Source organism: Terrimonas pollutisoli (assembly GCF_029360765.1).
Lineage (GTDB): Bacteria > Bacteroidota > Bacteroidia > Chitinophagales > Chitinophagaceae > Terrimonas_B > Terrimonas_B pollutisoli.
This window is the reverse complement of the sequence record NZ_JARKNA010000002.1, coordinates 172,781-186,291: the sequence shown is the minus strand read 5'-3', so window position 1 is coordinate 186,291 and position 13,511 is coordinate 172,781. Positions and strand designations below refer to the sequence as shown.

The following is a 13,511-nucleotide window of genomic DNA, read 5'->3' as shown; positions in this document are numbered from 1 at the left end:
TAACTTACAACGCCTACTCTGAAAGCTTGTAGCAACAAAACTTCGCTCAGTCTTTAAAGTCCATACTTATCCACCAAATAAATCAATGCTGCCATATTTACCGCACCTAACTCCAATTCTCGTTTATTTACATTCTCGAACACATCATTACGGGCATGGTGGATATCAAAATATCGTTGTGTATCCGGATTCAACCCTGCCACCGGTGTTCCAAATGTGCGGCTTAACGGGCCAATGTCAGCGCCACCACCTCCTTTTACAAAATCACCTGCACCATAAGGCGCAATCAATGGTTTCCACTGCATTACTTTAGCAAACTGCTCATCTGATAAAGTAAACCCAAATCCCCTCGGTGTAAAACCACCGGCATCACTTTCCAACGCAAAAACGTGCTTCTCATTTTTTGCCTTCGCCTCTTCAGCATATTTGACACCCCCACGCAGCCCGTTTTCTTCATTGGCGAACAACACAAAGCGTATCGTTCTCTTTGGTTTGTAGCCGATCGCTTTAAATGCCCTCAACACTTCCACCGTTTGTACGCAACCTGCGCCATCGTCATGAGCCCCTTCACAATTATCCCAACTATCAATGTGGCCACCGATCGTTATAATTTCATCAGGAAATTCAGACCCTGTCAATTCACCAATCACATTATGCCCAATGGTGTCCGGCAACATTTTCCCATTTGTCTTCAAATACACTGTCACCTGTCTTTTCTCCAGTTCGGCAGCGAGCCAATCTGCATCTCTTAAACCAATTGCAACGGCCGGCATTTTTGCATAGCCGGAGTCATAATTGGTCGCACCTGTATGCGGGTTGTTGTCAACACTATTGCTCATGCTGCGAATGATTACTGCTGCAGCACCATACTTTGCAGCCAGACTTGGACCCTGGCTACGGTATTTGGCTGCATCCCGGTAGGCCCAAAATGTATTAACATAAGCATCATTGAATTTGTAATTGTAAAAAACAATTTTTCCATTTACCAGGTCTTTCTTTTTCTCCAGGTCTTCAAATGAATTTACCAGCACCACATTATCAACAACTCCTTTCGGACCTGTACCTACTGAATTGCCTAAAGCAACTACGTCCAGTTTGCGGGTCATTTTATTAGAGCCAACGCCACTTGCCGATGATTGAAAATTTAATACCCCGGCTTCATCTTTTCCGCCTCTCATCCAATGCGGAACCATGCATTCCTGCAACCAGGTTTTTTCCGCACCACTTTCCTGCATTATTTTGAATCCCCACTGTTCAGCTTTCACCATGCCGGGCGATCCGGCCAACCTGGCGCCAATTTGTTTAGTGAGATAATGTAGATTGTTATACGCTTTACCATTTAATAAGATCTCATCAGCAATACGACGGATCATCAATGAGTCTTCTTTTTGAGCGGAAACAACAAAATTTGTCGCTAAAAGGATACAGAAAAATAATATGCCTCTCATGTATTTGAAATTTTTCTAACTGAAATTGATTTAGGCGGTTAATTAAAAACCTGCCTGACGGCAGACAAGCATTAAAAATAAATATTTAAGTTGAACGGTAAACCTTCCTGCTACAAAAACTGTTACCTTAGGGTTGTTATAAGCAATTTATAATTTATGCGAATTGGAATTGTTTGCTATCCTACGTTCGGTGGCAGCGGTGTTTTAGCTACAGAATTGGGAAAAGCCCTTGCCCAGAAAGGCCACCTGGTTCATTTCATTACTTACCAGCAGCCTGTCCGGTTGAATGGATTTATTCCAAACATTTTTTATCATGAGGTGCAGGTGCCTACTTACCCTTTGTTTGATTATCCTCCCTACGAGACAGCATTGGCGAGTACCATGGTTGATGTCATAAAAAATAATGACCTCGACCTCTTACATGTTCATTACGCCATCCCGCATGCATCGGCTGCTTATATGGCCAAACGCATTTTAGAGAAAGAGGGTAAGCAAATACCGGTTATTACCACATTACATGGGACCGATATTACTCTTGTTGGTCGTGATAAAATGTATGCCCCCGTCGTCGCTTTTTCTATTAATCAAAGTGACGCTATCACAGCAGTATCAGCGAACCTGAGAGACGAAACGAATAAAACGTTTACAATTGAAAAAGAAATCGAAGTAATCTACAACTTCGTAGATGTGCAACGTTTCACCCGCAAACCGATCGATGCCTTTAGAAAAGTAATAGCTCCCAATGGTGAGCGGATCTTATTACATGCTTCCAACTTCAGAAAAATAAAACGAGTGCAGGACGTGGTGAAGATTTTTCACGAAGTGCATAAGCAACTCCCATCAAAATTATTGTTTGTAGGTGATGGTCCTGAAAGACAGATGGCGGAAGAGCTAAGTCGCACGTTGGGTGTATGCGATGATGTTCGCTTTGTAGGTAAGCAGGAACAAATGGAAGACATCTTAGCCATTGCTGATCTGTTTTTGCTGACTTCGGATTATGAAAGCTTTGGTTTAGCCGCACTGGAAGCTATGGCCGCTGGCGTTCCGGTAGTATCAACCAACGCCGGAGGTTTAAAAGAAATAATGATACAGGGTGAAACAGGCTATATGGCCAACATCGGTGATGTAGCAACGATGAGTAAGTATGCTTTGGATATTTTGACCGATGATAATGTACTGAAGAGATTTAAAATTAATGCCGCTGAACATGCTAAAAAATATGATATCAGCAATATCATTCCGGTTTACGAAAAATTATACGAACGATTTCTTTAAATAAAAAACTCCCTGCCAAACAGGGAGTTTTTACTTTTCAATTTATTCTTTAACGACGCAACCATCCGGCCGGGTTTACATTTTTATTTTCGATCATCAACATGAAATTGATCTGGCCGCCCGATCCGTCATCAGCATCTCCTGCACGGCCGATTGTCTGACCTGTCTTAACGGTAGCCCCTTTACCTACATTTACAGCTGACAGGTTACCATAGGAAGTAAAATATTTTCCATGGCGAACAACGACGGCCGCAGCTTCGCCATAGTTATGGACGGCTATTACTTCGCCATCAAATACAGCTTTTACCGGTGAGCCGGCGGGTGTTCCAATTGTGATACCGGGATTATCATCATATATCTTCTCAAAACCAGGTACCTCATAACGCCCAAATGGTATCAGTACAACTTTTTTATCAACCGGCCATGGCAGTTTGCCACGATTGTTAGAAAAATCAGCCCCAAGAGCAATATCTTTTGCATCCACTTCCAGATAGCTAATCACTTTCTTTTCTGCCACCTCAGGCTTTGCAGGAGTTGCGGCTGGTGTAGTGGTAGGGCTAGTGGGACTTGCTGCTGCCAGTTCCTTCTTTTTCTCGGCCGCGATCCTGTCTCTTTCTTTCTTCTCAGCTGCCATCTTTTCCTTGGCTTTCTTTGCTTCCGCTTCGATTTCTCTTCTTACAATTGCGGCAATGGCATTCCTGAGATCACGGTCACGTTTCTTTTTTGCTGCAATTTGTTTCTGCAGATCTTTCCCTTGTGATTTTAAATCCGTCACAACTTTGTCTTTTTCTTTCTTTTGTTCCGCCAATTCATTGCGTTGCGTGGTCTGGGATTGCAGGGCTGTACTCTTCTGTTGCTTTCTTCCCAATTGTTGCTCCTGGCGTTTGGCGATCAACTGTTGCGTTTCGTTAATAGTAGTTACCTGCTGCTCCCTGTAAGCCCGGTAGCTTTTAAGATAAGCCACCCGGCGAATAGCGTCATTAAAACTATTGGCGGAAAAAATAAAATTTACATAATCAAAACTGCTTCGGTTCTTATATGCATACACGATTGTTTTGGCATATTCTGACTTCAACGTATCCAACTGTTTTTGCAACCGATAAATTTCCAGGTTGCTCCGATAGATGTCATCATCGATGAAACGAATCTCTTTATTGATACTGGCGATATAGCGTTCCTGCAATGTGATCTTCCTCGCCAGCATATTCAACTGTCCAAGGGATTGCTTTGTTTGCCCTTTCACCTTATTATACATTCCCTGGATTTCTTTCAACTCATTTTGTATTTCTCTTCTTTCTCTTTCCAATTCAGCCTTATCAGAACTTTGTGCTGCAACAAAGCCGGTAATTCCCAAAAATGCCAGGACTGTAAACAATAATTTGTGCATGTTCAGAAGTTTGGATTAGCAAACAGGGTTTAAGAACAGAAAAACTATAACGACCGTATTTTCGATAAATTTTATCAACTAATCTTTCTTATAATTTTTGGGTATCGAAAAAGGAAAACTTAACGTTTCATTAAATTCATAGGATTTAAAATCAAGCTTTATATCCAGTTTGGATTTTTCGGCTACCGTAATTCTTCTTTTAGTAGAAAAATTAACACCTTTCTTATTTTCATAGTCTGTATAACTAAGATTGCAGGTCCGGCTCCTGTTTTTATCAATATCATCCAGCTTACTGTTTTCAATCCTGCGTTCGGCATTCAGCGTAAGCAGGTTTTTAAACCATTCACCTATGGTTAATAGCGAAATATCATCGCCATTCTTTGAATAAGAAATAATAGTGCTGTCTACAAATACCGGGTTACCGATCAAAATACCCTGCAGTGAATGCAGGTCCAGCGGCAATGCGACCACGTCCTGCAAATAAGCTACGCTTCTCGCACTGTAGGCTTTATCCATTTTATTTAAAATCTTAACAGAATCGGGAGTAATATAAGCCCGTATACCTTCAATACCCAAAGCGCCGGTGATTGATATCCAGATCACACTGTCCTTATACATCCGGAGATTGGCAGTGACATCGTACTTTTTTCCATCGCTGCCTTCATAGTCTACTTTTACTTTGGAGGAAAATGTAGTAAAGTCAATCAGCCCGGCATTCATTTTTGCAGTGGTTTCTTTTATGATTGCTGCCGAGTCCTCTCCTGATTTGTTGGTCACGGGGACTATAGTAACTGAATCTTTTTTAGCAATTGCCGTTTGTATTTTTCTTGTTGAGCGACATGACGCCATCAAACAACCAACTACTATTACTATTAATGTTGTTCTAATCATTATTATTTTTCTTGTCATAAGTTGTTTCCGGTTGCCGAATTGCTTATCCCCCGGCATGTCCGACAACTTTTCATTTATAACTTATTTAACTGGCAGCCGATAACCGAATCAATGCTTGCCCGTATGACCAAAGCCCCCGGCATTTCTTTCTGTTACTTCCAGTTCTTCTACCGGTTTCAAGATTGCTATTTCAATTTTTTGCACAACCATCTGGGCTATGCGGTCACCATGGTGTATGACCTGGTCCTCGTTGGAAAGGTTGATTAAAATAACCTTAATTTCTCCACGATAATCTGCATCAATGGTTCCGGGAGTATTTAAGCAGGTGATGCCGTGTTTGATCGCCATACCGCTGCGGGGGCGAATTTGTACTTCGTAGCCTACTGGTATCTCCATAAAAAGACCTGTGGGTATCAATGCTCTTTCCAGCGGCTTTAATATTTTTTCTGTGTCGAGGTTGGCTCTTATATCCATGCCTGACGAACCGCTGGTGGCATAAGCAGGTAAGTCGTTGGAAGAGGTATTGATGATTTTTATTTCGATTGTATTCATTATTTGCAAATATAAAGGTTCAACAAGTTTAAGGAGTTTAAAACGTTTAAAAGGTTACCCTGCAATCTCTGGAACTTCTTCAACCTTTTAAACCTATGAAACCTTTTGAATTTTTTCCAGCATCACAACAGCATGAGCCATTAAACCTTCCTCCCTGCCTACAAAGCCCATTTTCTCCGTTGTAGTCGCCTTTATTGAAATATCTTTTTCAGTTATGCCAACGATGGCGGCGATAGCCTGTCGCATTTGAGTTGTATAAGGTTTGATCTTCGGTTGTTCCAGGCAAAGAGTACTATCAATATTTACGACAGAATAACCTTCCTTCCTTATCAACTCAACAGTTTTTTGCAGTAATATTTTACTATCAATGTTCTTATACGACATATCGGTATCGGGAAAGTGAACACCAATATCGCCCAGGCTCAATGCTCCCAACATGGCATCACAAATAGCATGTAGCAAAACATCTGCGTCGCTGTGGCCCACAGCCCCTTTCGTATGTTCAATCTTTACTCCACCTATCCACAGGTCCCTTCCTTCTTTCAATTGATGAAAATCGACACCCATACCAATTCGGTAAGCCATGATTTATTTTTTGGATGCAAATATAGAAACTGCTGCTGGTAACCTGTGCCATTTACAGGCTACCGGTTCACTTCCGGAAAATCATCCAGTTATCTTCAGGCTAATTTTCAAAAAACAGCCGTTCCAAAGGCTAAGTTTTTTATGAGATTAAATGCGCAGCCGCTTTTTGCAAAGGCGTGGGTATTTTATGGTGTCGTAATAATGATTGGCCCTGGCGGCAAGGGTTTTCATTTAAATATTTATGTACTTTATATGTCAGCTTGGTTAGCTCAGCGTAAGTATTATTATGTGCGGAAAGAACAAAAATTGTAGTTGTATATTTCTGAAAATTCTGCTGATGCTGCAGGTTCTTGTCAAAGGTAAGAAGAGCATGAAAATCAGCTTCCAACATCAGTTGCAGTAGTTGCCCATTTTTTATACCAGTCCAACCCTTGTCTCTTACTGTAAAAATTTCATGATCAGGAAAATCAGCCTTCAGTCTTTTTGGTAAATTCTCATCAAGCAGCAATCTCATAAAGTTTTGCGACATTTTTTGAAGTCAGAAACTTATTAGCGATTTCAAGTGTCGCAATTGCTTGCTCTTTAGTAACAGTTGGAAAATCCTCCAAAAAAACTTCAAGAGAAACCCCTGCTTCTAAATGATCAAAAAGCGTTTCAATAGGAACCCGGGTCCCTTTAAAAACTGGTTGCCCCCCTAAAACATCCGGGTCAATAGCTATAAGGTCTTTTAATTCCATGTCATAAAGTTACAAAACAGCCCGGCCAATTCGGTAAGACATGATTTATTTTTAGGATGCAAATATAGAGATGTTGCCGGTTGAGGACTTTGTTTCCGGTTGCCAGTTTCCAGTTGCGGTTTCCTTACGATCGATTCATAAAAAAAAATGCCCCGTCTTAAAACAGGACATTTTAAATTCATTTTTTACCGGTTTACTGGAAACTGGAAACAGGCAACTTCTTTATTCCTCTCCCCCTTCTCCGGCCGCAGGATCTAAGTCAAAAAGGATAGAGAAGCGCAGCGTATTTGACAATGGATTTTGTGTAACACCACTACCGGAAGGCAAAAGATAAGAGAAGTTAAGCCCGAAAATATTATACTTTACTCCAATGCCTGTAGTAAAATAACGGCGATTACCTTTTGTTTTATCTTCAAAGAAATAACCGGCCCGCAATGCAAATTGGTTTTTATACCAAAACTCGGCACCAGCAGAAACCTGGAACTCTTTCAACTCTTCTTTAAATCCATCAGGCGCATCGCCAAAAGAACTGAACCAACTGGAAACAACACCTTTTTTTCTATACTCAGCTACTGCATTAGGATCGCTGAGATCAGCAGGTGGAGTTGGTACCAATAATTTATTAATGTCTAAACCAAAGGTGAGCTTATTGTCTTCGTTGAAGTTTTTTGTCCACGTACTTCCTAATCCCAGGTTTGCAGGTATAAAATCTTTTGAATCGGCATTACCAGTATAGGAAATTTTAGAACCCAGGTTGGTCAGGGTAGCACCAAATGCGAAGCCATCACCTGCCTCATCGTGACCGTTGTAATAGAAACCGATATCGCCGGCTACTGAATTACCAGCTTTATAAGTGGTGCTTCCGGATGGCACACCATTGGTCAAATCTGAATTGATATAGCGTAAAGCAATACCCAATCCCAATTTGTCAGAAAGCTTACGGGAATAACCGAGGTCAATACTAAACTCTCTTGGTTTACCATTTCCCCATGAATTACCTACGCCATCCGTAAACTGGATATTACCCAAACTGAAATAACGAAGGCCGAGATTAACGGCCTGCATTTCATCTAATTTATAATAACCCGACAAAGAAGCCAGGTAAACATCATTCACCAAATTTTTTAACCAGGGAGTATAGGTGGCCAACACCCCAGCCTGGGATTCATTGAAAGCCACTTTACCCATGTTCCAAAAACCACTTGCGGCATCAGCTGAGGTAGCAACTCCAATATCCCCCATACCACCAGCACGTGCATCCGGAGAAATCCGCAAAAATGGAACAGCAGTCGTCACAACATTAATTGGCCGGGCAGTCGATTGAGATTTAGCAACGGGGACAAGTCCACAAAACAAGAGAAATCCGGCAGTTAGTTTCAACACGGTTGGTCTCATCAGAATGATAATTTTTTTTAATTGGGTTTTTAAACAGTTCTCAATAAAACGGGGGCCGAAAGTATTGAATTTTACGGGTATCTAAAAAATGACCAGCTTTTCAATTTTTTCTTTTTTCAACCTGCCGGGAGCAATAACAGTTAATTTGTAAAAATATACGCCTTTACCAACCCTGTCACCGTATTCATCCCTCCCATCCCATTCCAGTTCACTTGAACGGTTGCCCGCTGTATTTATTGCCTTTTGCATGGTTTTAATTACTCTCCCGGATAGGGTAAATATTTGTAAACGAACCTTTAAGTCTTGCCCGGGCTTATTGTGCTCAAACCAAAACTGGGTTTTAGTGGTAAACGGATTAGGATAATTCAACACATGCTGCAGGCTGAGTTCTTCATCTTTAGCTACAACAAACTCCAGCAGCACTTCAGTAGAGTTATTCATTGTATCCCAAGCCTTGATTTTCAAGGTATGAGGACCAGGTTCTAATTCCGGCATTTGAAACCGAATGCTACCTTTTTGGTAACTGTTAAGCTCGCCTTCATAAAAATCATTTAGAATAAAGAAACGGTTGTTGTCATTGTCGAGCGTGGCGATGATGTCGTGCCCGATCCCCGTTCCGACGGTATTGATGCCGGAGGAGTCAGACAACTTTAAAATCAGGACCGGCAATTCGTTGGTAACACTGCCGTTGACAAATTTTTCATCATTTAGAAAGGGTTTTATTTCAGGCCCTTCCTTGTCATTGCCTAATTCATTGGCAGTACCACCGATCAAAAAATTGGAAAAATAGCCGCTCCCATCCAGGCTGCCATTTTCTGCATAAAGGCTTAGCTTCCCCTTTCCATACTGGTAGTTGATATCCTTTGGCACCCTGAATGAAATAACAAATTTACCGGCAGTGACGGTCGCTTTGCCTTTAAATAAAATATTGGATTGAATAGCAAAAGAGGTTTTCGTACTACCCGGATCGTTCGCCAATGTGGTTACCTGTTTGGGTTTGTCGAAAACAGTCGCATAAATATTTCCATTAAACTGCGATAAAAGGTTATCAGAAAGATCGGCAACCACTCCTTCAAGGATAATTTTTTCAGTAGCACTAAGCGTATCTGTTTGGGCGATAGCTTTTCCATTTAGCGTGGTTGGCCTTGCCTTAATAGTTGGAAAGGCAAGTGTCAAAGCTGGATCGCCCAGCAAAGTAAACTTGCGATTGTTGGTAATATCGGCCGATGTTTGATAGGTGTAATTTTTTGCTTCTTTCACAGCATCACCCAGGCTGCGATATTTTCCGTTGGCATCTGGTTCGAGTGCAAACTTCAGGTAATTGTCATTCATGACCCGGTTGCTGAATGCGAATACGGTACGGGTGGTTGCCATCAGGGCAATACCACCCGTTTTTGGTCGCACCAAAATATTTTCACCGATAGAATTAATCAGCGGATTATCATAAGGTGCAAAATCACAGGTGGCCGTGATGAAAAGCGGAAGGCGGTTAGGATTATTCCAGCCGTTAATTATATCCTGGTCGAGAATGGTTTCCTCGGCAAGGCGCTGCGGGCTGCCGTGACCATTGAAATTCCAGATCAACGTGCCGGCAAAAACCTGGTTGTTGATTGCCTGGTTCGCTGTTGGATAACGACCGCCTCCTGACCCGCTTTCTTGTTGGTAAGCATCTAAATATATTTTTTGCAGATCGAATAAAGGTGCGGTATTAGCTGCGGTACCGGAAACCTGTTCGGCATCCTGCAAGTGGAGGTTTTGATCTTCGTCATCAGCAATAAAAGTCAGGTTGGTTCGCCAGGGGCCATAACTTTTGGCGTCAAAATAGGCTTCTACTTTGTCCACAAAATTCTTTGCCTCGTCGATGTTTTTAGCTGGCACTCTTCCAATGCCGATATCGAGATAATTGGAAGCAACTCCGGAATTGATATCTTCCGTATCATCCAAAAATCCAAAAAAGTCATCGGATGTATAAGTCGATAATACGTCGAGTGAAATGGCGCTTTGCCAGGCAGGGACAAAATTGGTATTATTGATCAGCCTGTTTCTATAATCATAGCAAGCATCGCCAAAAAGTAATAAATAACGTAGCCTGGTTGCGGGATCGGCATTGTATTTATCGTAATACATTTTTACAAAATCCCGAATGGCCACAGGGTCCGGGCTGCCGCTTGCAAATTCATGATACACCTGGTCCGTAGTCACAACGAGGCTCCGGAGCCCGTTGCGCTGTTCATGAAATCTTGCAAGCCGCTGTGCCTGCGATAAAAACGGTGGATGAGTAATGATGATATAATCTACCGGTGCCGTGGCATGAAGATCCTGGTTGGCTATTTTTCCTCCTGAAACCGGAGTTAGCAAATTGGTTTCCTTAAAAACAATATATTCTTTAAGACGTGAACAGTTATTTGAAAACTTCAAAGTATTGCCAGTAATAGAGGAGGGCATTGAAACCGGTGTCAATGGATCAGTAATGTCCCAAACTTGTGATGCGCTACTAACCTCTGCTATTACAAATTCGCCAGTATGATTGCCAACACTGGCCCAGTCCCTGAACAGCAATTGGTCCAGGTTTTTTAACGAGAGTTGTTGCCTGTAAAATAACTCAAACCAATTGAGCCAACCCTGGGCGTTGAAACTTCCGGGAGCATAGGTATAGCTGATAACATTATTTTCCTGCAGCAAGACGGCAGCACTCAGATGAACAGCTTGCTGAGCAAACTGGTCGTAAGGGCCAGTGCCTACCGGCTGAATATTCAATTTCCCCAGTGCAGCATTATTTAGTTGTATGTCAAAAAAACTTCCTGCACCAGCCGATCGGGCCACGCAATTAGCCTGCACCGTCAGCTGGCTGCCGCTGACAATATTTGAAATGGTGACAGGAAAACTCCGGGTTAAGCCGCGTCCTGGCATGTTTGAAAACTCTTCACCATACCATTCTTTACCACTGTTTAAGAAATTGACTGTATCCAGTTCATGAAAATACCTGCCGGAAAAACTGCTAATAAAGATCGTTGGGGAGCCGGCGTGAGGAGCTTCCTTTACTCTCTTTCCATTCGCACCTATCCTTAAATAATAAAATGTCTTGTCAGAGTAAATGTTTTTCTTATGAATAAACCGCTGGTTGGCAGAATCCTTTAGCCATTGATCTGGCCCTGGCGCATAAAATAAAATATGGTCATTGCCATTTAAAACTCCATCTCCTCCATCCACTACCATGATGGCATTTTCCTGCAGGTCGTCGAGCCATAGGCCGGCATTTGCCTCGGCCAGCATTTGGCCGCCGTTTCCAAATAATTGTACCGTTTGGGAAGAAAGACTGGTCGTATTTACCCCCAGTCTATTTAAAAAGGCCAGATCTATTTTGTAGATACCGGCCGTGGTAACGCTAAGCTGATACCAGTTGCCCGAGGCAAGAACAGAGTGAGATGCATAACTGCGCTGCGCCATCGCCTGAACCATTATTCCAAAAAGGCACAACGTTAAAAACAATCTCTTTCTCAACAGCATAGAAGCAAAACTCGGGAAATAACGATGCAAAAAAAGTAATTACACGAAAAAGCCTGGGTCGAAAGTAATTATATTCGCAATTCGGTAGAAAATCCACTACCCAAACAATATTTTTATCCTGCTAACCGTTAAAATTATTCCAATTCGTAGGTATATGCAAAAAACAATGAAAGTGAAAAACTTAACAATCCTATTATCCTGTGTGGTGCTGTTGGCATCCTGCAAAGGCAAGGGCCTTTTTGCAAAAAAGAAAGACAAATCTGAGGTTACCGGCTGGAACTACAATGATAAAAACATGGGTGGTTACCAGGTGGCTAAAGCCAAAGATCAGCAAACCGGTCCGGGTCTCGTGTTTGTTCAGGGTGGTACCTTCACCATGGGTCAAACAGACGAGGACGTAATGGGCGACTGGAACAATGTCCCCCGCCGTGTATCTGTTCCTTCATTTTATATCGACCGCACAGAGGTAGCCAATGTTCACTATCGTGAATATTTGTTCTGGTTGAATAAGGTTTTTGATCCTTCTGATCCGGTGAACCTGCCAATTGTCGAAGCTGCATTACCTGACACGCTTGTTTGGAGAAGCGAATTGAGTTATAACGAACCATTGGTTGAATATTATTTCCGTCACCCCGGCTTTAATAACTACCCGGTGGTAGGTGTGACCTGGAGACAAGCAAAAGATTTCTGCTTGTGGAGAAGTGACCGTGTGAATGAAGGTATTCTTTTGCAGAAAGGATATATCAACAAACAAGGCTTACAGGGACAACAAGGAAGCAACAATTTCACTACCAAATCATACTTACTGGATCTTTATCAAACTGCTCCGGGCAAAACAGCAACTTCCAAAAAGAATCCTTTACAGACTCCGCAAGGACAACCCCGTACAAAGGTTACTATGGAAGATGGTTTGTTGATGCCTGATTACCGCCTGCCATTTGAAGCAGAGTGGGAATATGCAGCTTATGGCTTGATCGATCAAAACCCACGCCCCAGCAAGAAAGAAGGAAGACGTGGTGAAGAGTTGCAAACGAACAAACAAATATATCCCTGGTCTCAAAATGTAAACGGTCTTCGTGATACACGTCGCGGAAGCTGGCAAGGTCAGTTCCTTGCTAACTTCAAACGTGGATCAGGTGATAACGCTGGTGTGGCAGGTGGTTTGAATGACCGTGCATTCTACACCGCAGAAGTAAAATCATTTTATCCAAACGGTTTCGGTCTTTACAACATGGCTGGTAACGTAAGTGAGTGGGTACAGGATGTGTACAGGCCATTATCTACTATGGACTTTGATGATATGCCAGCTCCTTTTCGCGGTAATAAATATGAGAAATTGTATAAAAACCAAAACGGTGAACCCGAGATCAATGACACAACGGGTCGTGTGAAAATGATGGACGTTACCGATGCAGAAAGCAAAAACCGTCGTAACTATCAGCGTGGTAATGTGATCAACTTCCTCGATGGTGATACAGCTTCACAGGCTGCTTATGGTTATGGCGCTACCACATTGATCAGTGATAAATCAAGAGTATATAAAGGTGGTAGCTGGAACGACCGTGCTTATTGGATGAGCCCCAGCACACGTCGCTTCCTCGAAGAAGACCAGGCTTTAAGTACTTTAGGTTTCCGTTGCGCAATGGACCGCATGGGTAGTCCTGAAGGAAATGGCCGCAAAGTTGGTCAGCATTTCCCAACCAAGAGACAAAAGAAATAATTTTTTGAAGTATT

Annotated in this window: 11 protein-coding genes; 2 read left to right on the top strand and 9 right to left on the bottom strand. The window is 42.3% G+C overall.

Features of this window, described 5'->3' with window-relative positions; all coding sequences use genetic code 11:
- Nucleotides 1-53: 53 nt before the first annotated feature.
- Nucleotides 54-1,448 (bottom strand): M20/M25/M40 family metallo-hydrolase, encoded by a 1,395-nt coding sequence (locus P2W73_RS04810; protein ID WP_276500860.1) that lies wholly within the window; start codon nucleotides 1,446-1,448, stop codon nucleotides 54-56.
- Between the two features lie 156 nt (nucleotides 1,449-1,604).
- Between P2W73_RS04810 and bshA the strand changes: the two genes are divergently transcribed.
- Nucleotides 1,605-2,723, top strand: a complete 1,119-nt coding sequence (gene bshA / locus P2W73_RS04805; protein ID WP_276500859.1) for an N-acetyl-alpha-D-glucosaminyl L-malate synthase BshA — start codon at nucleotides 1,605-1,607, stop codon at nucleotides 2,721-2,723.
- 49 nt (nucleotides 2,724-2,772) lie between these two features.
- Here the strand turns inward: bshA and P2W73_RS04800 are convergent, their stop codons facing one another.
- From P2W73_RS04800 to porU, 8 genes are all read right to left on the bottom strand, one after another.
- Nucleotides 2,773-4,110, bottom strand: a complete 1,338-nt coding sequence (locus tag P2W73_RS04800) for a murein hydrolase activator EnvC family protein (RefSeq protein WP_276500858.1) — start codon at nucleotides 4,108-4,110, stop codon at nucleotides 2,773-2,775.
- 78 nt (nucleotides 4,111-4,188) lie between these two features.
- Nucleotides 4,189-5,001 (bottom strand): lipoprotein insertase outer membrane protein LolB1, encoded by an 813-nt coding sequence (gene lolB1, locus P2W73_RS04795; protein WP_276500857.1) that lies wholly within the window; start codon nucleotides 4,999-5,001, stop codon nucleotides 4,189-4,191.
- 108 nt (nucleotides 5,002-5,109) lie between these two features.
- The gene (dut, locus tag P2W73_RS04790) at nucleotides 5,110-5,553 is read right to left on the bottom strand and encodes a dUTP diphosphatase (protein ID WP_276500856.1); all 444 of its coding nucleotides are present in this window, start codon (nucleotides 5,551-5,553) and stop codon (nucleotides 5,110-5,112) included.
- Between the two features lie 93 nt (nucleotides 5,554-5,646).
- On the bottom strand, nucleotides 5,647-6,138 hold the full coding sequence (gene ispF / locus P2W73_RS04785; protein WP_276500855.1) for a 2-C-methyl-D-erythritol 2,4-cyclodiphosphate synthase: 492 nt from the start codon (nucleotides 6,136-6,138) through the stop codon (nucleotides 5,647-5,649).
- A gap of 139 nt (nucleotides 6,139-6,277) precedes the next feature.
- A complete protein-coding gene (locus P2W73_RS04780; RefSeq protein ID WP_276500854.1) occupies nucleotides 6,278-6,652 on the bottom strand; it encodes a DUF5615 family PIN-like protein in 375 nt (124 codons plus the stop codon).
- Nucleotides 6,636-6,875 carry a DUF433 domain-containing protein gene (locus P2W73_RS04775; RefSeq protein WP_276500853.1) on the bottom strand — a complete coding sequence of 80 codons (240 nt, stop codon included), beginning with the start codon at nucleotides 6,873-6,875 and terminating at the stop codon, nucleotides 6,636-6,638. Before P2W73_RS04775 ends, P2W73_RS04780 begins: the two co-directional genes overlap by 17 nt.
- A 222-nt stretch (nucleotides 6,876-7,097) precedes the next feature.
- Nucleotides 7,098-8,270 carry a type IX secretion system outer membrane channel protein PorV gene (gene porV, locus P2W73_RS04770; protein WP_276500852.1) on the bottom strand — a complete coding sequence of 391 codons (1,173 nt, stop codon included), beginning with the start codon at nucleotides 8,268-8,270 and terminating at the stop codon, nucleotides 7,098-7,100.
- An 81-nt stretch (nucleotides 8,271-8,351) separates the two neighbouring features.
- Nucleotides 8,352-11,717 carry a type IX secretion system sortase PorU gene (gene porU / locus P2W73_RS04765; protein ID WP_276500851.1) on the bottom strand — a complete coding sequence of 1,122 codons (3,366 nt, stop codon included), beginning with the start codon at nucleotides 11,715-11,717 and terminating at the stop codon, nucleotides 8,352-8,354.
- Nucleotides 11,718-11,943: 226 nt separating this feature from the next.
- Between porU and P2W73_RS04760 the strand changes: the two genes are divergently transcribed.
- Entirely contained in the window at nucleotides 11,944-13,497 is a 1,554-nt protein-coding gene (locus P2W73_RS04760) for an SUMF1/EgtB/PvdO family nonheme iron enzyme (protein WP_276500850.1), read from the top strand.
- Nucleotides 13,498-13,511 lie beyond the last annotated feature (14 nt).